At 58.7% G+C, this 21362-nt stretch carries 21 protein-coding genes and 1 other RNA gene; 14 read left to right on the top strand and 8 right to left on the bottom strand.

The genetic code is table 11. The features are described 5' to 3' along the window. Positions 1 to 43 precede the first annotated feature (43 nt). The 4 genes from ACP90_RS09140 (at position 44) to arsH (ending at position 2148) form a co-directional block, all read left to right on the top strand. The gene (locus ACP90_RS09140; protein WP_075282679.1) at positions 44 to 580 is read left to right on the top strand and encodes a winged helix DNA-binding protein; all 537 of its coding nucleotides are present in this window, start codon (positions 44 to 46) and stop codon (positions 578 to 580) included. A gap of 66 nt (positions 581 to 646) precedes the next feature. Continuing rightward, positions 647 to 985 (top strand): metalloregulator ArsR/SmtB family transcription factor, encoded by a 339-nt coding sequence (locus ACP90_RS09145; RefSeq protein ID WP_023000467.1) that lies wholly within the window; start codon positions 647 to 649, stop codon positions 983 to 985. Between the two features lie 16 nt (positions 986 to 1001). Next, positions 1002 to 1415, top strand: a complete 414-nt coding sequence (gene arsC / locus ACP90_RS09150; protein WP_062488109.1) for an arsenate reductase (glutaredoxin) — start codon at positions 1002 to 1004, stop codon at positions 1413 to 1415. Continuing rightward, entirely contained in the window at positions 1408 to 2148 is a 741-nt protein-coding gene (gene arsH / locus ACP90_RS09155) for an arsenical resistance protein ArsH (protein WP_173017334.1), read from the top strand. Before arsC ends, arsH begins: the two co-directional genes overlap by 8 nt. Before the next feature lie 19 nt (positions 2149 to 2167). On the opposite strand, the gene ACP90_RS09160 is transcribed toward arsH, so the two are convergent. After that, on the bottom strand, positions 2168 to 4372 hold the full coding sequence (locus ACP90_RS09160; protein WP_062488110.1) for a bifunctional diguanylate cyclase/phosphodiesterase: 2205 nt from the start codon (positions 4370 to 4372) through the stop codon (positions 2168 to 2170). A 366-nt stretch (positions 4373 to 4738) separates the two neighbouring features. Between ACP90_RS09160 and ACP90_RS09165 the strand changes: the two genes are divergently transcribed. From ACP90_RS09165 to ACP90_RS09175, 3 genes are all read left to right on the top strand, one after another. Further along, a complete protein-coding gene (locus ACP90_RS09165; protein WP_023000471.1) occupies positions 4739 to 5431 on the top strand; it encodes a DnaJ family molecular chaperone in 693 nt (230 codons plus the stop codon). After that, positions 5428 to 6192 carry an N-acetylmuramoyl-L-alanine amidase gene (locus tag ACP90_RS09170; protein WP_023000472.1) on the top strand — a complete coding sequence of 255 codons (765 nt, stop codon included), beginning with the start codon at positions 5428 to 5430 and terminating at the stop codon, positions 6190 to 6192. Before ACP90_RS09165 ends, ACP90_RS09170 begins: the two co-directional genes overlap by 4 nt. 413 nt (positions 6193 to 6605) lie before the next feature. Further along, on the top strand, positions 6606 to 7205 hold the full coding sequence (locus tag ACP90_RS09175; RefSeq protein ID WP_023000473.1) for a lytic transglycosylase domain-containing protein: 600 nt from the start codon (positions 6606 to 6608) through the stop codon (positions 7203 to 7205). 89 nt (positions 7206 to 7294) lie between these two features. On the opposite strand, the gene ACP90_RS09180 is transcribed toward ACP90_RS09175, so the two are convergent. Beyond that, entirely contained in the window at positions 7295 to 7969 is a 675-nt protein-coding gene (locus ACP90_RS09180; RefSeq protein WP_062488112.1) for a pyridoxamine 5'-phosphate oxidase family protein, read from the bottom strand. An 84-nt stretch (positions 7970 to 8053) separates the two neighbouring features. Between ACP90_RS09180 and ACP90_RS09185 the strand changes: the two genes are divergently transcribed. Further along, positions 8054 to 9526: a PLP-dependent aminotransferase family protein gene (locus ACP90_RS09185; RefSeq protein WP_062488114.1), complete on the top strand. Its 1473-nt coding sequence runs from the start codon at positions 8054 to 8056 to the stop codon at positions 9524 to 9526. 11 nt (positions 9527 to 9537) lie between these two features. Here the strand turns inward: ACP90_RS09185 and ACP90_RS09190 are convergent, their stop codons facing one another. From ACP90_RS09190 to ACP90_RS09205, 4 genes are all read right to left on the bottom strand, one after another. After that, positions 9538 to 10188, bottom strand: a complete 651-nt coding sequence (locus tag ACP90_RS09190; protein ID WP_023000476.1) for a 3-oxoacid CoA-transferase subunit B — start codon at positions 10186 to 10188, stop codon at positions 9538 to 9540. Next, a complete protein-coding gene (locus ACP90_RS09195; protein WP_062488116.1) occupies positions 10188 to 10841 on the bottom strand; it encodes a 3-oxoacid CoA-transferase subunit A in 654 nt (217 codons plus the stop codon). Before ACP90_RS09195 ends, ACP90_RS09190 begins: the two co-directional genes overlap by 1 nt. A gap of 130 nt (positions 10842 to 10971) precedes the next feature. Then, positions 10972 to 12657, bottom strand: a complete 1686-nt coding sequence (locus ACP90_RS09200; RefSeq protein WP_062488118.1) for a methyl-accepting chemotaxis protein — start codon at positions 12655 to 12657, stop codon at positions 10972 to 10974. A gap of 12 nt (positions 12658 to 12669) precedes the next feature. Continuing rightward, a complete protein-coding gene (locus ACP90_RS09205; RefSeq protein WP_208993488.1) occupies positions 12670 to 13272 on the bottom strand; it encodes a hypothetical protein in 603 nt (200 codons plus the stop codon). Between the two features lie 427 nt (positions 13273 to 13699). On the opposite strand from ACP90_RS09205, the gene rnpB reads away from it, so the two are divergent. Further along, positions 13700 to 14122, top strand: an RNA gene (gene rnpB, locus ACP90_RS09210) — RNase P RNA component class A. A gap of 12 nt (positions 14123 to 14134) precedes the next feature. Here the strand turns inward: rnpB and ACP90_RS09215 are convergent. Next, the gene (locus tag ACP90_RS09215; RefSeq protein ID WP_062488120.1) at positions 14135 to 15622 is read right to left on the bottom strand and encodes an NAD(P)/FAD-dependent oxidoreductase; all 1488 of its coding nucleotides are present in this window, start codon (positions 15620 to 15622) and stop codon (positions 14135 to 14137) included. Positions 15623 to 15716: 94 nt separating this feature from the next. Then, the gene (locus ACP90_RS09220) at positions 15717 to 16163 is read right to left on the bottom strand and encodes a cupin domain-containing protein (RefSeq protein WP_031269111.1); all 447 of its coding nucleotides are present in this window, start codon (positions 16161 to 16163) and stop codon (positions 15717 to 15719) included. A 125-nt stretch (positions 16164 to 16288) separates the two neighbouring features. Between ACP90_RS09220 and ACP90_RS09225 the strand changes: the two genes are divergently transcribed. The 5 genes from ACP90_RS09225 (at position 16289) to ACP90_RS09245 (ending at position 21338) form a co-directional block, all read left to right on the top strand. After that, positions 16289 to 17341 carry an AraC family transcriptional regulator gene (locus ACP90_RS09225; RefSeq protein WP_208993489.1) on the top strand — a complete coding sequence of 351 codons (1053 nt, stop codon included), beginning with the start codon at positions 16289 to 16291 and terminating at the stop codon, positions 17339 to 17341. A 414-nt stretch (positions 17342 to 17755) separates the two neighbouring features. After that, positions 17756 to 18223, top strand: a complete 468-nt coding sequence (locus tag ACP90_RS09230) for a cell division protein MraZ (RefSeq protein ID WP_023000484.1) — start codon at positions 17756 to 17758, stop codon at positions 18221 to 18223. Further along, a complete protein-coding gene (rsmH, locus tag ACP90_RS09235) occupies positions 18220 to 19260 on the top strand; it encodes a 16S rRNA (cytosine(1402)-N(4))-methyltransferase RsmH (protein WP_062488121.1) in 1041 nt (346 codons plus the stop codon). The genes ACP90_RS09230 and rsmH overlap by 4 nt, the downstream gene beginning before the upstream one ends. Position 19261: 1 nt before the next feature. Then, positions 19262 to 19615: a hypothetical protein gene (locus tag ACP90_RS09240; protein ID WP_023000486.1), complete on the top strand. Its 354-nt coding sequence runs from the start codon at positions 19262 to 19264 to the stop codon at positions 19613 to 19615. Between the two features lie 10 nt (positions 19616 to 19625). Continuing rightward, entirely contained in the window at positions 19626 to 21338 is a 1713-nt protein-coding gene (locus ACP90_RS09245; RefSeq protein ID WP_023014553.1) for a penicillin-binding protein 2, read from the top strand. Positions 21339 to 21362: the final 24 nt, after the last annotated feature.

The following is a 21362-nucleotide window of genomic DNA, read 5'->3' on the forward strand; positions in this document are numbered from 1 at the left end:
GTCGGAGGCCCGCTGAAAAACCAAACTGTGCCGGAGATCAGATGTGACGGATAATCCCGACTCCAGAAGCGATGCCCCCATCGGGCCTGTTGTCTCTGCAGCGCATCTTGCCTCCGGTGCAATGCCTGCGCTTTCGGAGATCGAATTCGCGGTGACCATGATGGTCAATGCCTATCACCGATGGATGGTACGCTGCATGGCGGCCAGCGGGTCGCAGGGGCTTGGTCCCCTTGATGTGCTTGTGCTTCATTCGGTCAATCACCGCGGCCGAGCAAAGACACTGTCAGACATCTGTCTTGTGCTGAACATCGAAGACACTCACACGGTTACCTATGCGCTGAAGAAGCTTGAAAAGGCTGGCCTCATTTCATCTGGCCGTCGGGGCAAGGAAAAGACCGCCGAAATCACGAAATCAGGCGAAACTGCCTGCCTTGAGTACCGGCGTCTGCGCGAGGCTCTCCTGGTCAAGCCAATGAAGGCGCTGGGCCTCGACGAAAACGAACTCTCCAAACTTGCCGCTACATTGCGACTGGTGTCCGGCAACTACGATCAGGCCGCTCGCGCCGCTGCAGCCATGTGATATGCACACAGGGGAATGTTCGCGTTCATTTGTTGAATATTCCAAAATTTCTTGTAGTATCGAATTATGGAAGATCAGGAAGCAGTCTCTGCATTGGGTGCCCTGGCACAGGAAGACCGGCTGGCGGCGTTCCGGTTGCTGATGACGGTCGGGCCAGATGGGTTGCCGTCCGGCTCGGTTGCCGAGCGACTGGACATACAGCCAACCAGGATGTCGTTTCATCTGACCACGTTGGAACGGGCCGGGCTGCTGACGACCCGCCGGGAGGGCAGGCATATTCTTTATGCGGTCGACTATGACCGCATGCGGAACCTTCTGGGTTTTCTGATGGAAGACTGCTGCGGCAACGATCCCGCTGTCTGCTGTTTTCCGGCAGCAGATTTTAAGAAACCTTCGGGACTTTGACAGGACGATACCTCACATGAGCATGACGATTTATCACAACCCGAAATGCGGCACGTCCCGCAACACGCTGGAAATGATCCGTGAATCCGGCGTTGAGCCGCAGGTTATCGAATATCTGAAAACACCGCCGAGCCGCGAAGAACTCGTTGACCTCATCAAGCGCACCGGTCTTCCGGTGCGGGACATCCTTCGCCAGAAGGGAACGCCCTATGATGAATTGGGTCTCGGTGAGGACAGGTGGACGGACGACCAACTGATCGATTTCATGATGGAACATCCGATCCTGATCAACAGGCCGATCGTGGTGTCGGAAAAAGGCGTCCACCTGTGCCGTCCGTCCGAGAAGGTGCTGGACCTGTTGCCAAAGGATATCGGGTCTTTCACCAAGGAAGACGGCGAAGTGGTTTCGTCCGGAGCGCCAGATGCCTGAGCCGAAAAGTTCGCATGCAGACTTGAAGAACGTGACGGCGGCAGACTTTCAGGAAATCGACCGGGAGAAGTTGCAGGTTCCAACGGGGCCGTCGCATCCACCGCGGATATTGCTGCTCTATGGTTCCCTGCGCGAGCGGTCCTACAGCCGCTTCCTCGTGCACGAAGCACAAAGACTGCTGCAGGCTTATGGTGCGGAGACCCGGATCTACGATCCATCAGGTCTGCCGCTTCCCGATGACAGCGGTGCCGATCATCCCAAAGTCACCGAACTGAGAAATCTATGTGCCTGGTCCGAAGGACAGGTCTGGTGCTCTCCCGAACGCCATGGCGCAATGACTGGTGTACTCAAGTCGCAGATTGACTGGATCCCGCTGAGTTTTGGCGCAATCCGGCCGACACAGGGCAAGACACTGGCCTTGATGCAGGTTTCGGGAGGTTCGCAGTCTTTCAATGCGGTCAACCAGATGCGTGTCCTCGGCCGCTGGATGCGGATGGTTACCATCCCCAATCAGTCGTCGGTGCCCAAGGCCTACCAGGAATTTGACGACGATGGCCGGATGAAACCATCGGCCCTTTACGACCGGGTGGTCGATGTCATGGAAGAACTCGTCAAGTTCACGCTGCTGGTTCGTGGCCGATCGGACTATCTCGTCGATCGTTACTCCGAACGCAAGGCAGACCGCGAACGGCAGTCGGCCGCTCAGGATGCCGCGGCCGGGGTCAACCTCTGAAAACCTGCAATCGCGGTTTTCAGCCTGCAGTCTGCAAGGGGACCTGCTCAATCTGCGGCGTCGGGTCTTCGCTGTTCCCACCAGTTGCCGGTGGCGGGGCAGCGGGCCTCACGCTCTTGGCAAGTTTGGGGGCAAGGCGAATGCGCGGCGGCACCTGGGCCGACGTCGTTTGTTGCTGCATTCGGGGGAACCAGCGTCTACCGGCTGGGCTGAGTGGAAACACCGGATACGCGGCCTCATGTTTTGCAACTGTATCAGGCTTGCCAAACAGGAAACCCTGGACGAGATCGCATCCGGCCGCGCTCAGCAGAATGGCCTGTTCCTCGGTTTCGACACCTTCCGCGGTAATCGTAACATCCAGCGAGCGGCCGAGGCCCACGATCGACGTCACGATGGCGTCGGTACTGGCATCCTTGCCGAGGTTCTGGATAAAGGCCTTGTCGATCTTGATCTTGTCGAAGGGAAACAGGCTCAGGTAGCTCAGAGATGAATAGCCGGTTCCGAAATCGTCCATGGCGATAGAAACACCCATGTCGCGTATCTGCTGAAGTGTCTCGATGACGGCGTCCGTGTTCGAAATCAGCAGGCTCTCGGTGATTTCAATTTCAAGCCGCTTGGGGTCTAGACGGGAATTCTGAAGCGCCTGGGCAACGCGTTTCTGGGTTTCGCCGGCAATGAACTGAGCGGGAGAAACATTGACTGCGACCTTACGCGAGCGGTCCTGCCATAACGCTGCTTCGCGGCAGGCGTGGTTGAGGACCCATGTTCCGATTTCCTCGATGAGGCCCGTGTCTTCTGCAATCGGGATGAAATCGTCCGGCCGGATGATACCCTTGGTGGGATGGTCCCAGCGGATCAGGGCCTCATAGCCTTTCAGTGTTCCGTCCTTCAGCGCATATTGCGGCTGATAGAGCAACTTGAACTGGTTGAACTTGAGCGCTTTGGCGAGTCCTTCTTCCACTTCCTTGCGTTTCTGCGCCTCTGCATCAAGGCTTTGTGTGTACCACGAGAAGGTGGAACGCCCACTGTGTTTGGCCCGATATAGAGCAAGGTCCGCGCAATGAAGCAAACGAGAGGAGCGCCAGGAGCCGTCGGTTGCCCTTGCCAGACCAATGGACAGCGAAATCCTGATGTCCTTGCCGTCGATCGTGCAGGGAGCTTCAGTGGCGGCAATCATGTCCGTTGCAAGTCGGGTCATGCGGGCGGGGTCGGACAAGGATGTCAGCATGACAGCAAATTCATCGCCTGAAAGGCGGGCGACCAGGTGGTTTCCGAAAACCGCCTTCAGTCGCTCCCCCACGATCTGAAGAAAAACGTCGCCGATGCCATGACCATAGGTGTCGTTGATTTCCTTGAACTTGTCGACGTCGATAAGCATGACACCGATATTGGAGGCCTTGGCCTGTGCAAGGCGCAGCGCTTCGGTCAGGCGCGCGTTGAAGACGGCGCGGTTCGGCAAACCTGTCAGCGTGTCGTGATGCGCCAGATACTGAATGTCTCTGCTGGTCTGGAGCTGGTCATAGAAGCGCAACCAGAGGAGAATGCCAGCAAACATGAAAGAGGCCAGGCAAAGACCGCCAATCGCGGCACTGATCAACCAGATCAGCGGCGTGAGGCCGTTCAGGATTCCCGACTGGGTCACCAACAGCAAGAGCCCCGGAAAGTCCGGGGAGGCTCCTGCGGGACGGTAGGCAATCAGTGCATTCGCCCCAAACGTTCCGTGCCACGACATGTCTGGAATGGCAACGAGCGGGCTGTTGCCGTTCAGAGCGGCCTTGGCCTGTGAGATCGTATTGCTGGTACGAAGCCGCCCTTCACTATGCCAGTGAATTTGCACCGGTGAGGGGCGCTGGAGGCTGGATCCGGTTGGCGCAGGGAAGATCGCGACCGCGTCCAGTACCTTGGATGTGTCCGGAGCCTGGCCGGCATTGCGTTGCAATTCGCCAACCAGGTCGTTCGGCTCCCGGCTGTCGGCAGAAGCCTCTTCGGTCAGCCGCAATGCGGACATGTCGGCTGCCGGTTCGGTTTCGATCCGGCTCGCCAATGCCTGCAGGATCGAGTTGAAAGTCTTTTCCTGCGGCAGGAAAGCTTGCTCAAGACCCCGGACGACCAGCCAGTGCGTTAGAAGACGATTGCTCGCGTAGACACCCAGCGCCAGCGTCAGCACCAGCGACATGGAAATGAAAAAAATGACAATGTTGCTTCTTCCCAGGGGGACTGCCATCCGGCGAGGAACCATCTTGCGAACACGAGTCGCGAAAGGCTAAGCGTAATTCCTTTAACCATCATGAATCGCAAGGTTGCTCAAACCCATGGTAAACCCGCGGAAAATGGCGGGGTAGGCCTGGCTGTCCGCAATCTGCGGAGCTGCGTTGCAGTGGTCCATTCGAAGGTCCAAAACATTAGCGCTCGGGAACTCGGTTTTCGCTCGTCCAGGGGCGCGACCAGCTGAAGCACCAATGGGGACAGGCGAGCGTTGATCTGGTCAAATCCGGCCCATGCCGATAAGAGTCTGCAACGCATCGATTCATGCGGTTCACGGCAAGCTTTCCTGCCTGCCTTTTCCCACCGGCCCAGCGGGAGCTGAAGTGTGAGTGTCTGGAGTAGCCTCGGCGCTATTGTAAGTTCGATCGGAACAGGAGGGGCGCAGATCGTCGACCGCCTGGTCCAGCTCGTGCTTGCGCGGCCGGAGGGGACCAACAGTGTCGGCTTCACCGTTGCGATGATTGCGCTGTCGGCCAAGATGGCCAAGGCCGATGGTGTGGTGACCACCGATGAAATTATCGCTTTCCGCGAACTTTTCGATGTACCGCCCAACGAAGAACGCAATGTCGCCCGCCTGTTCAATCTGGCGCAGGAAGACATTGCCGGCTTCGAGGTCTATGCCAAGAAACTGGCGGATCTGTTCCCTTACGACCGCAAGACGCTGCTCGACATTCTGGATGGGCTTTTTCACATTGCGAAAGCTGACGGCGTCGTCCACGAAAGCGAAATAGGCTACCTTTCCAGAGTGGCGGAGGTCTTCGGGATCGATGACCGGGAGTTTTCCAGGATACTCGCCAGACATGTGCGCAATGATGGCAACCCCTACGAGGTGCTGGGTTTGGGGCCGGAGGCAAGTGACGGGGAACTCAAGTCCCATTACCGCCGCGAGGTCCAGGAAACGCATCCCGACCGGCTGATCGCAAGAGGCGTTCCGGAGGAGTTCGTCAGGATTGCGAATGATCGTCTTGCGGCGCTGAACGAAGCCTGGGCGAAGATCTGCGCGGAAAGAGGCATATGAGCGTTGCGACTGATACCGGTGTGAAGGCCAGGGTCCATCCGTCTCCCAACCACGGACAGCGGGCGCAGGGAGCCCCTGTGGATATGGTCGTGCTCCATTACACCGGCATGCCGACCGGCGAAGAAGCCTTGCAGCGCCTGTGTGATCCTCGCTCGGAAGTCTCCGCCCACTATGTCGTCAACGAGGATGGCAGCATCCTGCAATGCGTGCCGGAATCCCGCAGGGCCTGGCATGCGGGGCGTAGCTTCTGGAAAGGCGAGACCGATATCAATTCCCGATCGATCGGCGTCGAGATCGTCAATCCGGGGCATGAGCACGGCTATCAACCGTTTCCGGAGCCACAGATCGAAGCCGTTGTCGCGCTTGTTGGCGATATCTGTGCCCGTCACGGGATCCATCCGTGGATGGTCCTGGCGCATTCGGATATTGCTCCTGCCCGGAAGGAAGACCCGGGTGAACTGTTCCCATGGGATCGCCTGTCAGAAGCCGGCATCGGTTTATATGTAAAACCGTTTCCACTCGGGGCGGGTCTGCTGATGCAGGAAGGCGATAGCGGCCAGCCTGTTGAAGCGGTGCAGTCAATGCTCGCACTCTATGGCTACGAGTTGGACATCACCGGGGACTTCGACTTGAAGACACGCCAGGTGGTTGCCGCGTTTCAACGCCATTTCCGACCAGAGAAGGTTGACGGTGTCGTCGATCAATCGACAATCGAAACGTTGCATGCGTTGCTGCGCAAGCTGCCTTCCCTGTCAGCCTGAAGGAACGGTCGGTTTGGTTTTTTTGTGCGGTTACGAGTTCGGGCCAACGAAATAAACGCGCAGTCAACAAAATTAGTTCCCGCAACGCAGCATTTTTAGACGGCTCTGCGCCACGAGTGGTCACAGAATTTCTTCTGATGGCCCATCCATTGCCGAATTGCTTGCTAATTTTGGCCACAAACTACAGAAAATGACTAAGAACAGCATTAAATTCCTGTAATTTTATGTAATAATTTGAAATAATTCGTGATGTATTAGCGCCCATTTTCGTCCAATAGCTCCGGCATTTCTCCCGCCTGATTTCAACGCAACGAAAACCAAAAGGGCTGGACTGAATGTTACGGTCATTCAAGACACTTACTGGGGCGCTGTGCCTTTTCGCCTATGCAACCACTCTTGCAGCACCGGCTGCAATGGCTAAAGGTACGGGTTCCGGGTCGGAGCCGATCCTCCATATCATCGACCCGGACAAGAAGAGCGAACCTGCCGAAGCCAAGCCGTCGGTCGGCTCTGGTTCCAAACCGATCCTGCACATCATTGAATCGAGCAAGCAGGAAACGCAGGAAAAACCTGCCAAGAAGACAAGAACTGCAAGCCTGACGCGCAAGGTGTCCCCGAAGCGGACGGCTGTTGTCAGCAACGACAAATACGCCAAGCTCATCCGTAAGGCCGCCGCCAAACATGGTGTGCCGGTCAAGATCGCCAAGGCAGTGGTCCAGGTGGAGAGCAACTTCAATCCGCGTGCACGCGGCAGCGCCGGTGAAGTCGGTCTGATGCAGATCAAGCCGGCAACCGCACGTGGCATCGGCTACCGCGGGTCGACCAAGGCGCTCTATGACCCCGAAACCAATCTGGAATGGGGCATGAAATACCTTGCCGGCGCGCACAAGAAGGCTGGCGGCGACGTTTGTGGCACCATCTTGCGCTACAATGCCGGCCATTTCGCTAAGCGGATGAACCCGGTCAGCAAGCGCTACTGTTCCAAGGTCAAGCAGATCCTGGCCTCCAGCTAAAAGCAGCAGGGCGGTCAGCCGTGGGCAAACTGAAAACCCCGCCGGGATTTCCGGCGGGGTTTTCTTTTTGTGCGCTGAAGGCTGTCAGCTTATGCGAACTTCCTGCGAGCGGCTGGAACCGAGGCGGGAACAGGCGTTTCGGCAGGCACATCAGGTGCCGATAGGGGGTGGCCGAGTGCGGTCACCACAGGCACCACACCAGCCCATATATCCGTCCCAAGATCTTCCTTGTCGTCCACAGGTCCGCCCGTGCGGACCTTCGTGCTGACATGGTCGATATCCATGACAAGCACACCGGTTGCCTTGTGTTCCTTCGGCATCATTTCGCGGCATTCATCCCAGCGGCCAGGCAGAAGATGGTCGGTGATAGCGGCCAGAGCCTCGATCTGTTCCTGTTCGCTTTCGACAAGCCTCGCCGTGCCATGCACGATCGCGCAGCGATAGTTCATGGAATGATGAAAAGCCGAGCGCGCGACCACCAGACCATCCACAAGTGTCACGGTAAGGCTCGCCGGTACGCCTTCCGCGTTTGACTTGATGATGCGGGTGGTGCTCGCTCCATGAATATAGATGCGGTCGTCGATCCGGGCATATGCCATCGGGATCACCATCGGTCGGTCTTCGTGAATGAAGCCGCAATGGGCGACAAGGCCCGCATCCAGGATGTCGTAGGCAACGGTCCTGTCGTACCCGCCGCGGTTCATCTGGCGGATCTTGGCATAACGGGGCAGATCCGCTGCCTGGCGTTTTTCCAGAGTGGACATGGTCTCGTCTCCAATTGACTGTTTGTCTTGTGTTGTGCTGTTTGTCCGATAAATTGGCTCCAAAGAAGGTCCGGTTTTTGGAAAATGACAGAACCAGTTTTTCCTGAAGGCATCCTGTCTCTTGAGCGGTCGGCAGACGTGCCATTGGCGGAACAGATCTATCGCGGCTTTCGTGACGCCGTGCGCACAGGCTTGCTGCGCTCGGGAACGAAGTTGCCATCCACGCGGCGGTTGGCAGCGTCGCTCAACGTTGGACGCAACACCGTCAACACGGCTTATGACCTTCTGCAAGCCGAAGGCGTCATCACCGTGCGCACCGGCGCTGCTCCCCGCATTACCGAAGGGCTGGTGCTGGAAGGTGTGCAGGCGCAGCGCAAGGTGGAAGCATTCGGGCTGAAGCTGTCGCAACGGGGCAGGACATTGAGTGCCAACTTGCGCGGCGAGGGGTGGGCCTATCGCCAGGGAGGCTTGCAACCGGGCGCGCCAGCGCTTGATCTGTTTCCCTACGAGGAATGGGCGAGATCACTGCGCAGGGCTGCCCGGCTCGAGCGCAGCGCGGATCTCCACTATCAGAATTTTGCCGGTCTTGAGGTGCTCAAGCGGCAGATCGCCCGGCACCTTGCGGCCGAACGCGGGGTTCGGGCTGACCCTCATCGGATTCTTGTCACCAGCTCAACACAGGCCAGCCTGACGATGCTCAGCCAGGTGCTCACTGATCCGGGCGACGACGTCTGGCTGGAAGAACCAGGCTACCTCGGTGCGCGGACGGCCTTTTCCGGGGCAGGTCTGACGATCCGGCCGCTGCCGACCGACGGCGAGGGTGCGGACGCGTCGAAGATGGCTCATCTGGATCAGCCGCCGAAGCTCATCTATGTCACACCGTCCCACCACTATCCCCTTGGGGCACGTATGCCCTTGGCGAGGCGTCTGATGCTTCTTGATGTTGCGCGCACCTGCGGCGCGGTGATCCTGGAAGACGACTATGACAGCGAGTTCCTGTTCGAGGGCCGGCCTGTGGCTGCGCTGCACGGTCTGGCGGATGAGGGACAGGTGGTCTACATGGGCACGTTCGCGAAGAGCCTGCTCCCCGGGCTCCGGATTGCCTATTGCGTCGTGCCTGACGTTCTTGTGGCCCCGCTCACCCAAACCATGCGCAATATCGGCTGTTCTGCCAATGTTCAGGCCCAGGCTGCACTCGCATACTTCATGGATTGCGGGGCCTATCAGAAGCACCTGAAACAGATCCGGCCAGTCTATCTGGAGCGGGGGACGATGCTCGCCGGCGCGTTACGGCAGAGGCTGGGCAATCGTGTCGAAGTTGCGCCTCTTACAGGCAATGTGCAGTTGACGGTCATGTTCCGGGAGCCCGTCAACGATATTGCCCTTGCAGTCGCCATGCAGGACCGTGGCTTTGCCGTTTCACCGCTCAGCAATTGTTATCTAGGCGAAGGAGGGCGGCCAGGACTTATTGTCGGCTTTGCCGGTGCAAATGCACGGCAGATCGAGGAGGGCGTGGACACCCTTGCCGGTTTGCTTGGTACTGGACACGCGTATTGACCAGTCTTCCTTCAAAGCCGCATGGTCGGGACGTCCCCGTGAACGATCAGCGAGGCTTCTGTTGCGGAGATGACATCATCGACACTCAGGCCGGGGCCGGTTTCTCGCAGGACGAGGCCGTCGTCCGTCGGTTCGATCACGGCCATTTCCGTCACGATCAGGCTGACACGACGGCGAGCTGTCAGGGGAAGTGTGCATTCCTTCAGGATCTTGGGGTGGCCCTTGGCCGTGTGAACCATTGCGACGATCACCTGTTTGGCGCCGGCCACAAGATCCATTGCACCGCCCATGCCCGGAACCATCTTGCCCGGGATCATCCAGTTCGCGAGATAGCCACGTTCGTCCACCTGCAAGCCGCCGAGAACGGTCATGTCCAGATGGCCGCCGCGGATCAGGCCGAAGCTCATGGCGCTGTCGATGGAGGCAGCTCCCGGAACGGCGGTCACGAAACCGCCGCCGGCATCGGTGAGGTCGGGGTCTTCCATCCCTTCGGGCGGGCGGGCACCCAGGCCGATCACACCGTTTTCGGCCTGAAAGAAGACATGCACTTCCTTCGGCAGGTAGTTGGCCACCAGTGATGGCAGGCCGATGCCGAGATTGACCAGCGTACCGGCTTTGATTTCCTGTGCCACGCGGCGGGCGATGATTTCCTTGTCGTCCATCAGGCGGCCCTTTCCAGAAGATGATCGACGAGAATGCCGGGTGTTTTCACGCTGTCTGGCGAAATCACACCCACGGGTACGATCGTGTGCGGTTCCGCGATAACGGTCTTGCCCGCCAGTGCCATGATCGGGTTGAAATTGTGGGCGGTGAGGGAATACTCCAGATTGCCGACGTAGTCCGCCCGGTAGGCGGCCAGAAGGGCAAAATCGCCATGGATGGGCGTTTCCAGAAGATAGTCCTTGCCGTCGACGGTGATCTTCTGCTTGCCTTCCTCGACGAGCGTGCCGATGCCGGTCGGGGTCAGGATGCCACCCAGACCGACGCCGGCCGCCCGGATGCGTTCGACCAGGGTCCCCTGGGGAACCAGTTCGACATCAATCTCGCCGGATATCATCTTCTGCTGGGTTTCCGGGTTGAGGCCGATGTGAGAAGCGATCACCCTTGAAACCGAACCTGCGCTGACGAGCTTGCCGATGCCACGACCCGGCATGGCCGTGTCATTGGCGACAATCGTCAGGTTTCTGGTGCCTTTCGCCACGATGGCGTCAATCAACCGGTGGGGCGAACCCACCCCCATGAAACCTCCCACCAGCAGGGTGGCTCCGTCTGGAATGAGGTCCGCAGCTTCCTGCGTCTTGATCGCGTGTTTCACGAAAACGTCCCCCGGAATGAAATCCTAAGGGGACGTTAGCCGCTGGCGTCGCACAAGAGAAATGAAGTTTGTGCGACGCAGTATTTTTACCGAGACCGTGAAACCCATTACAGGGCTCGATCAAGGCTGGTTACGCTGCCCGCACCTTGCCCAGGAAGTCCTGCATGGCGTGGCGCAGTGTATTGGACTGTTCATGCAATTCGCCGACAGCCGCATTCATGTCCGAGCTCAGGTTTGCCGTTTCGCTGGCAGCGCCACTGACCTCGGAAATGGATCTCGAAACGCTTTCGGTACCCTGTGCGGCTTCGGAGACGCTGCTGGCGATTTCGGTCGTTGCCAGGTTCTGTTCTTCCGCTGCACCGGACATGGCGTGCGTGTTTTCCGAAATCTTCTGGACGAGACCGGCAACAGACTCGGTTGCTTCTGTCGAAGCATCCGCGGCCTGGCGCATTTCCGTGATCTGCCGGTCGATTTCCTCCGTCGCCTTGGATGTCTGTTCCGCGAGTGCCTTGACCTCGGATGCAACAACGGCAAAGCCCTTTCCGGCCTCGCCGGCACGGGCAGCTTCAATGGTCGCGTTGAGGGCGAGCAGGTTGGTCTGTTCGGCAATATCGGTGATCAGCTTCGTAACGTCGCCGATGCGCGAAACCACCTGCTGTACCGTTGCCACGGCTTCGTTGGATCGCCCGACTTCATGTTCCGCTTCCTGTGCGATTTCCGAAGATGATCGCACCTGTTCCGTGATTGCACGGATGGAAGCTGAAAGTTCCTCTGTCGCACTGGCAACGGTATTCACGTTGGTGGTTGCCTGTTCGGCGGCTGCCGAAACGGCCAGGGCCTGGTCCGTGGTGTTGTTGGCAATCGTTGACAGTGATCCGGCGGAACTGGTCAGCGCATCCAGTCGTGTAATCATCCCGTCGCAGATGTTTAGGACTGTTGCTTCGAAGTCGCTGGCAACCTTCTCCATTTCCTCGCGCTTGATGCGTTCGGCGTTGATGCGTTCCGCTTCAGCCTGTTGCTCAAGTTCGCGTGTGCGGATCAGGTTTTCGCGGAAGACACCGAGCGCGCGGCCGAGAAGACCGATTTCGTCCTTACGGTCGCTGATATCAACCGTCTGAGACGTGTCTCCGGCCGACAGCTTGTCGGTTATGACGGACAGTCTCGATAGCGGCGCTGAAATCGCGATGTGATTGAGGAAGCCGAGGATCATCGCAAGCACGGTGAGGATCAGTGTGCTGGAAAGCGAGACGATCTGAACCGTGTTCAGTGACGTGTTCTGGGCAATAACCGATTTCTGCCGTTCCGCATCAACTGCGTGGGCAAGCTGTCGGCTTTGCTGCTGTACAGCTGTCAAAAGACCCGAGCTTTCCGGTGTCAGGTCAATCGCACGCGCCATGTCGACCGTCTCCGGTGTGCGCATCAGTTCGATCTGGCGCGCGGCAATCTGGCTGTACCAGGTTTCCCAGCTTGATTTCAGTTCGGAGAGATGGCTTTGAAACTCAGGCAGGCTCGCGTCGACAAGTGAGCCGACTTCCGAAAAACCTGTCTGAATTTCATCGTTCAGAGCCTGGGACCGGGTGAGAAGATCACGGTTGCCAGTTAGCAGGAAGGATTTCACCGACAAAGCCTGCGCTGCGATCTTTTCCGTGAGTTCGGCCGTTTCCACGTTGAGATCCGACAGGTTGTTTGCTGTCTTGACTTCATCCAGAGCCGAATGCGTCTGATAGGCACTCATGCCACCGGCCACTGCGCCGACCAATGCGAGTGTCAGGAACCCTGCGGCGATCTTTTTGCTGACGGATAGATTTTTGAACATGGTATTTCCCGCTTAAGATCCCGTACCCTGACGACGCATCAGTTCGGTCAGGTTGAATTCGACTGTGGCGGCCCCGATGGCTTTCTTGGTTTCGGGGTCGGTGATCGTCATGTTGAGCTGGGCACGCCAGATCTTGCTGCCGTCGTCCCATTCCGGTTCGTCGATGAAAACGGTTTCAGGGCCGTTCGGGAAGGTCTTCTGGAACTTGGCCTCGTCTCCCTGCCAGTAGTCGCTGGTAATCGCACTTTGCCCGACGTTCAGACCGTTCGCGTCCATGACGAAGATTTCTGGATAGAGGCCGAGGGACCCTGCCTGAACGCGCAGGAGATAGATCGACAAGGGGGCGGACAAGGTCGCGGAAATCAGAGGCTTGTCCGCTGCTTCGCGTTCCTGTCGCCATTGGGTGTCCAGTGCGTCGATGTCTGCCTGTGAAAGTGACCCGCGCAAATTGTTTTGTGCGTTGATCGACAAGGCCACGATCGGGTTGGAAAGCCATTCGGCAACGGCTTCCACGATCTCCGGCTGGATCAACGCTTTCGCATCGGGCGGTGTTTCCGCAGCCTGGGCTGCAGTTGCCAGCATGATCGCTGGCAGGAAGACGCACAGTTGACGCATTTTTAGCTCCATGTTTGTTCCCATTACCTTCCGTCACATGGGTTTCTTATTGCTTAATATTTGGGCAACGGTGGGAAAAAGTTTTTATCTTTCGAGAGGCTTGTAAAAACTTATATTGATATTTTTTACAGTAATTAGAATTACTTTCCTCTTTTTCCGTTCCGGGGTTGGCGGGTTTTGCCGCAGGCTCTTGGGTGCCTGGCCCGATGGCACCTTGACAGTTTTGCCAGCCTATAGCCCTGCAAGAGCTAGCTTGCGTGAGGATTGTGAAGCGTGCGAACGGGTGAGGCGAGGCGCGAAGTCGCAACCGCCAGTGGACGGCAGGTTGGCGGAATGACACAGGACCGGGACGCTATCCCGGGAATTCGCGCAGCACGGCATCGACTGTCGCTTGACCTCGCCCGCAAAGCCTCCTAAGTCCCATGCGCCAGTCGGTCGGACAGCCGCTGCCGCAAGTGCCGAAAGGCCGCGGGGGAGGAAAGTCCGGGCTCCATGGAAACACGGTGCCGGGTAACGCCCGGCGAGGGCGACCTTAGGGAAAGTGCCACAGAAAGCAAACCGCCCCGGACAGATCGAGAGATTTTCCCGGGGTAAGGGTGAAAGGGTGGGGTAAGAGCCCACCGCGCAACTGGCAACAGCGGCGGCATGGTAAACCCCACCGGGAGCAAAACCGAATAGGGACAGCGCGAACCGGAGCGATCCGGTTCAGGCCGGTTTCCAGGCCAGTTGTCCGGGTTGGTTGCGATAGGCGTCTGGCAACAGACGTCACAGATGAATGGCTGTCACGTCCGCGTCAGGTCTCGTATCTGGCCGGGCCATACAGAACCCGGCTTACAGGCCGGCTGGCTCTTACTTTCCCTGTTCAGCCCGCTGCATATTGCGGCGTGCTGCCAAGAAATGTCCCGTAAGCTTCTGCGTTCGGGTAGGAGAACTGCTCCGCCAACGGGTTCGTGCGTTTTCGCTTGGCAGCCCCCATATCCGCCAGCAGTTCGTCGAAGTGCCGGAAGTGGAAGGGGGCAGAGCAAAGACCGCCATAGACCTGGGCAGCCGGCCGTTCCTGCCGCCGCCAGTGGAGCATCTGGTCGATGTTGGTTCGCATTTCCCTATCCGTCGGCTGATGGGCCAGTTGCCCGTCGGCATAGCGAACCAGCCAGTTGGCAATCATTTCCGCCGACAGCACGGTGCAAAAACTGGAGTTGAAGCCGACAAAGCCCAAGTCGGGCAGGTCCGGGTTCACCGACAGACGGTAGACCCTGTATTGCCCGTCGGGCTCAATCAGTTTGTCCCGGTATTCCTTCGCCAGATATGGAATGCCGAGTTTCCAGCCGACGGCCAGCACAGCCAGATCACAGGGCAGTGCTTCTCCCGTGGACAGGATGACCTGGCCATTCTCATAGCGCGCGAAGGTTCCCCGCACCGGGCGGATGCTGCCCGCTTCAAAACCTTCGAAAAGTCCCGGTGTCACGATCGGCAACGAACAGGAGGCGTCCTTTTCGATCGGGATATCCGGAACCATGTCCCATTTCTTCAACTTGAGCTGAAACTTGAGCAGGGTTTCCAGCCCTCTGAAATTTGCCCAGATCAATGGCTTGAAGGCAACAGAGACCGCTTTTGCAAGGCCGGTCCGGCCCCAGCCGTTGAACTGCTGTTCCTGGGCGCGCATGTAGAGCAGGCGTTTGAAATTGATGCCACCTACAAAATAAGGCACGCGCCAGACCGGTTCCCTGTAAACCAGCGTAACCGATTTCGCACCGTTTCTGGCGGCGTTGACCACCAGGTCGGTCGCGGATTTGGAGCCGCCGAGGACGATCACATGTTTGCCCCGCGCCATGCTGCTGTCGGTATAGTCCGAGCTGTGCAGCACCTGGCCGCCGGCGGCCTCGAAGGCTTCTTGCCCAGGGTGGGAAATGACGTTCTTGTCCGAAAACTGGCCGGTGCAGATGGCGACGAAGTCGAAGTCTTCGCACCAGGTTCTGCCGGCCGCCTCAAGTGTCAGTGTCCAGCCCGGATTGCCATCCTTGCGGCGATCCATGGAAAGGACATTGGTGTTCAGCCGGAACAGGCGGCCGAGTTTGTGTTTTGTCGCATAGGCATGCAAATAGGCATGTACCTGAGGCCCCTTGGGCCATTCAGGATAGTCGTCCGGCATGGGCAGGTCGGTGAAGCGGTAAAGGTCCTTGGGCGACTGGGTCTGCACGTCCGGATAGGACCGCGACAGTTCCCAGACACCACCGAAATCGTGGCTTCGCTCGAAGCCCATCACCCGGTGCCCGCGTTCGTCGAAGGCTTTTGCAGCCGCAAGCCCGCTCACGCCGCCGCCGATTACGGCGACAGTCTTGCGTTTCGTCATTCTCGATGTCCTCTCGCCTCAGGGGGCGCCGGCAGTGTGGTATCTGCCGGCAATCCACCCCGTCACTTCAAAAGCTGGATCTGGCCGTGTTTGCTCAGGCCTGATCGGGAGGCGGCAGAAAGTCGACCTCGTGCAAGGCGGAAAGCCGGACCAGTTCAGCCGGATCTGTCACGCCGTCGAGCGCGCCGAAGAGTTCGAAGAGTTTACGGGACGGCGCAACACCGAAGACACAGGTGGCCGTCTTGCCGGACCTGTTGAAGATGCCGTGGGCTTCACCCATCGGCATGCGGATCGTGTCGCCCGCCTTTGCCTTGTGGGTCTGACCACCCATTTCGACTTCCAGCTCCCCTTCCAGCATCACGATCCATTCGTCCTGGGTCGGATGTATGTGAGGTGGGACAAAGGTCTCCGCCGGAATGAGCGCATGCCAGATGAAGGCATTGCCGCTCAGGAGTTTCGGCGTATAGGTGTGCCCGACCACATTCCAGCTGATATTGTCCAGTCCCGCGTTAGCTGCGGTAATGCCTGCGCCATCTTGCATGATTGTTCCCCTCATCGCTCATTTGGTGCGCTTTGGTCTTTCGACAGGTGAAAGGCTAAGCGCGGCTCGATGGATTTCTTTATCCAGAAAGCGAAATTACTTGGCCGGATGCAGTAAAATGACGCATGGCACACAAGGTGGCGCTTGAAAGGGCCTCGCAGCAGCGGCATGCTTCCACAATGTTGTCTCAGGCAGAAAGCAAAACGCCGCTCGATCGCTTCAAATGCTTCGAAACCGCGGATGTGGACGAAGCCAGGGAAATCGTTGCCCGTCACTTCTGCAATCATCGCCTGGGACGTTTTTCGGCATCCGACAGGTTTGATGCCTGCCAGAACCGGGCGCGTGGACAGCATCTTTCTCTCAACTACCTGCGGTATGGCGCTGATGTGGCGATCGAGCCAGGAGAACTTGCCGAGTTCTACCTGATCCAGCTTCCAATTGCCGGCACGGCTGAGGTCCGCAATGGTTGTCGTTCCATGGTGTCCACGCCGAGGGTTGCCTCCATTCTCAATCCGGACCGGCACACAGCCATGCGCTGGCATGCCGGCTGCCAGCAGATCCTTCTTCAGATCGAGACCGGTTTCCTGCAGGAAGTTGCAAGCAGAATGGCCGGTGTGAGTGTTGGTCAGGTTCGCTTCGAACCCGCATTCAATCTTCTGTCTCGCGCTGGTGCTGCCTGGCGCCGTCGCTTGCGCGGTGTTCTGGGCGCAGTCGAGGAAGGGCGGGTTTTTCAGGGGGAAGGGAGTCCGGAACAACGTCACCTGGAAGAAGCCCTTGTCGGAGCGCTGCTGGAATTTCAGCCGAACACCGCGTCGCCGCTGCTGGAACGGCGGGAGACCGGCAGGTCACCGGCCATCCTGAAGCGTGCGGTCAGCCTGATCGGCGAGCGTTTTGCCGACGACATCAGTCTTCTGGATATCAGTACCCACGCAGGAACCTCGCCCCGGAACCTTCAATTGCAGTTCCGGCAGGAATACGGCTGTACTCCACTTCAGTACCTTCACGACGTCCGGTTGAGTTACGCACGGCACCTGTTGTTGTCGGAGGGGCACAATCTGCCCGTGGCAGAGGTGGCCTACCGGTCCGGCCACCGGCACCTGGGTCGGTTCTCGGTTGCCTACCGGGAGCGGTTCGGCGAGACACCAGGGGCCACGGGGCGGGCGCTCAGGTTCGGTTGAGACACTCGCCACGAAGGCGGTTTTCTTTCTCCACAAGTCTTTCCAGATAGGCAGAAATTGCCGGTTTTCCGGGCCTCGATGCGGAAAACCTCCGTATTCCTGCGAATCCGATTCTCCAATTGTGTCAAGGCTTCATTAAGCATGTTTGCCTTAAGGTCTCTCGACGGGGTCGTGTGCGATCAAATCGAGCCGGAATCCATGAGATTCCATTGACCGCCCATGATTTCCCATGGTATCCCATAAATACCCAGAATGGGGAGCGCGGGCCCATCTCAGTAGGGTCATGGACATCGATTTAACGGTTCTGAAAGTGCCGTTTTTGCAAATTGCGTGTCCGGGCAAGTTGCCGGCCTTCCTCTCATTTACGGGTGAACTTGGGATTTGAACGGGTGGGGACCCGTTTCGAGGGGATGAATGGCCGGCTTTGTTTCTCACTTTACCAACCGGCTGGATGCCAAGGGTCGCGTGTCGATCCCGGCGCCCTTCCGTACGGTATTGGCGAGAGATGGATTTGAAGGCCTTTATTGCATTGCTTCTTCACACTGCGCGGCTGTCGACGCGGGCGGAAACGATCTGCTTGCTGAAATCAACAAGCGCTCGGAAGCCTTCGCAAAGCTCTCTCCCGATCATGATGCACTGGCGATCGCCCTGTTCGGCGCCAGCGAAAACCCGAGGATCGATGGGGATGGCCGCATGACCATTTCCGACATGATCCGCGAACACACCGGAATTACCGACCAGGTCACCTTCGTCGGCATGAATTACAAGTTCCAGATCTGGGAACCTGAAAAGTTTCGCGAGTACCGCGCAGAGGCCCAACGGCGTGCGCTCGCGATGCTGTCGGGGCAAAGCTCCGCATCCTCTCAGGGAGAGCCGGTATGATGGCGCTCGGCGACAGAGACGTTGCTCCTGACGCTGGCGGACCCGAGCGCCATGTGCCGGTTCTCCTGAAAGAGGTTCTGGAGTGGCTTGCACCGCAGCCCGGCGAGGTGATTGTCGACGGTACTTTCGGTGCCGGAGGTTATTCCCGCGCAATTCTGGAACGTGGTGCCCATGTGATCGGTATCGACCGGGATCCGGACGCGATTGCCGGCGGGCAGGAGCTTGTGAAAGCTTCCGAAGGCCGGCTGATGCTCGTGCCGGGTCAATTTGCGGGTCTTGAAACGCATGCCCGCGGTTGCGGTTTCGATGGTGTCGACGGTGTGGTTCTCGATCTCGGCGTATCTTCCATGCAGCTTGATGAGGCTGATCGCGGCTTTTCATTCCTGCGCGATGGGCCGTTGGACATGCGTATGGAGCAGGCCGGGCCATCGGCTGCGGATGTCGTCAATGAGCTGCCAGTGAAGGGTCTGATCCGCGTCATCGGTCTGTTGGGCGAGGAAAAGCGGGCGACGACAGTTGCGCACGCCATCGACAGGGCCCGCAAGGAAAAGCCATTCACCCGGACCCTGGAGCTGGCGAACCTGATCGAAAAGGTGCTTGGCCGGTCGCCCAAGAAGGCACAGATCCATCCGGCAACGCGAACCTTCCAGGCGCTGCGGATCTACGTGAACGGCGAGTTGCATCAGGCGGCTGAAGCGCTGGGCGCGGCCGAGCGGATTCTGAAGCCGGGCGGACGCCTTGTGCTGGTGAGTTTCCATTCCCTCGAAGACCGTATCGTCAAGCGGTTCTTCCAGGATCGGACCCGGACCCGCGGTGGCGGATCCCGACATATGCCGGAGGAAGACGTGCCTCCGGCGACATTCGAATTGTTGACGCGCAAGGCGGTGGAAGCTGCCGACGCTGAAACGGACATCAATCCGCGGGCAAGATCCGCGAAGCTTCGGGCCGGGCGGCGGACCGAAGCTGAGGCGCGAGAGCTGGACATCCATCAGGCGGGTGTCCCACGTCTCGCAGCCTTCCATGGGCTAGGGGGCTAATATGGTTCGAACGCTGAACATCGTGTTCATACTGGCGGTCGTGATCGGCGCGGCGACGGTCTATGACATGAAGCTCGCAGCGACGAAGTCTGCGGAAAAGGTTGCCGATCTGAAGCGGCAGATCGACGAGGAGCGCGACTCCATCCGTCATCTGAAGGCGGAGTGGAGCCTTCTCAACAAGCCGGACCGGCTGCAGTCCCTTGTCGAGCGCTATAACGATTATCTTCTTCTTGAACCGCTTGATGTGAAGCAGATCGTGACAACGGAAGATCTTCCGGCGCGTCCTGTTATGCTGGAGCCAATCGGTGGCAGTCAGATGGGCGGCTATGCCGGCTCGTCTGCTGTGATCCAGTGAGGGCGCGGTCATGACGATGGTTAGTGAACCGGCCAGCTTCCTTCAGGTAAGACGGGCTCATCCGCGGGCGACAAGGGACTCCGTCTCCGCCAGTGCGGTCAAATCCCGTGTCTATGTGGCCATGCTTGCCTTTGCCTGCGTCTATGTTGCGATCGCGGGCCGGCTGGTAATGCTGGCGCAAATGGAAGAGGCGCCGTCCCATGCCTGGATTTCGGCGCAGGATTCCGTTGCCGCCTCCCGTCCGGACCTGATCGACAGGAACGGCGAGATCCTTGCTACCGACATCAAGACGGCTTCGCTTTACGCTGAACCGCGCCGTATCATGGATGTGGACGAGGCGGTCGAGGGGTTGATCCGTATCGTGCCGGATCTGAACGAGGGTCTGGTGCGTCGCCGTCTGGAAAGTGGCGCCGGCTTCGTCTGGCTGAAACGTGAAATGACCCCGCAGCAGGCCGAAAGAGTACACAATCTCGGCCTGCCGGGTATCGGCTTCCTTTCGGAAAACCAGCGTTTCTATCCGGGTGGGCCGACCGCGGGCCATATCGTTGGTTCCGTCAACGTCGACAATCAGGGCCTCGCCGGGATCGAAAAATACATCGATGACTCCTGGTTGAGGGACCTTCAGTCGCTTGGCTTTACGTCGGACCGTACGATGGAGCCGGTGAAGCTGTCCGTCGATCTGCGCGTCCAGCATGTCGTGCGCGATGAGCTCGTGAAGGCGATGGAACGCTACAAGGCGATCGCCGCGGCCGGTATCGTTCTGGATGTGAAGACCGGCGAAGTGGTCGCCATGTCCTCCCTGCCGGACTACGACCCGAACGACCGGGCGCAGGCCCTGGAAAAAGACCGCCTGAACCGGGCAACCGGTGGTGTCTTTGAAATGGGATCGGTCTTCAAGACCTTCACCACCGCGATGGCACTGGATTCGGGGGCTGTTTCGATCAATGACAGCTTCGATGCGACCCGTCCGATCAGGGCAGGCGGGCGCACGATTTCGGATTTCCACGGGAAACACCGCATCCTGTCGGTGCCTGAAATCTTTATCTATTCATCCAACATCGGCACCGCAAAAATGATGCTGGCGACCGGTATTGCGCGCCAGCAGGACTTCCTGAAGCGCCTGCACCTGACTGATCGTCTGCAGACCGAGTTGCCGGAAAATGCAGCGCCGCTGCTGCCGCCGAAATGGAACGAACTGGCGGCGATGACCATCTCGTTCGGGCACGGTATCTCGGTAACGCCGATGCAGACCGCCGTTGCCGCCGCGGCGCTGGTGAATGGTGGCGTCCTGCTTCCGCCAACCTTCCTGCCGAGAAGCCCCGAAGACGTGCAAAAGCTTGGCAAACAAGTCGTTTCTCCGGAAACGAGCCGCATGATGCGTTATCTCTTCAGGCTGAACGTGCTCTCCGGTTCGGGCCGCCGGGCCGATGTCCCGGGCTACACGGTCGGTGGCAAGACTGGCACTGCGGAGAAGATCGAGAACGGTCGATATGTCAACAACAAGCGCCGCAACTCGTTCCTGTCGGCCTTCCCGATGGACGACCCGCGCTACGTGGTTCTGGTCGTTATCGACGAGCCGAAACCGGAACGCGACGGCATTGGCGCGACGGCTGGTCTGAACGCCGCGCCAATGGTTGGCGCAATCGTTCGCCGCTCGGCTCCCATGCTTGGTGTGATGCCACGGTTCAGCAAAGGGGATGAACCAATCGAGATTTCCTATTAAGGAGACGAGCTGAGCTTTGAAAAC

Origin of the sequence: Labrenzia sp. CP4, from assembly GCF_001579905.1 — a bacterium.
GTDB lineage: Bacteria > Pseudomonadota > Alphaproteobacteria > Rhizobiales > Stappiaceae > Roseibium > Roseibium algicola.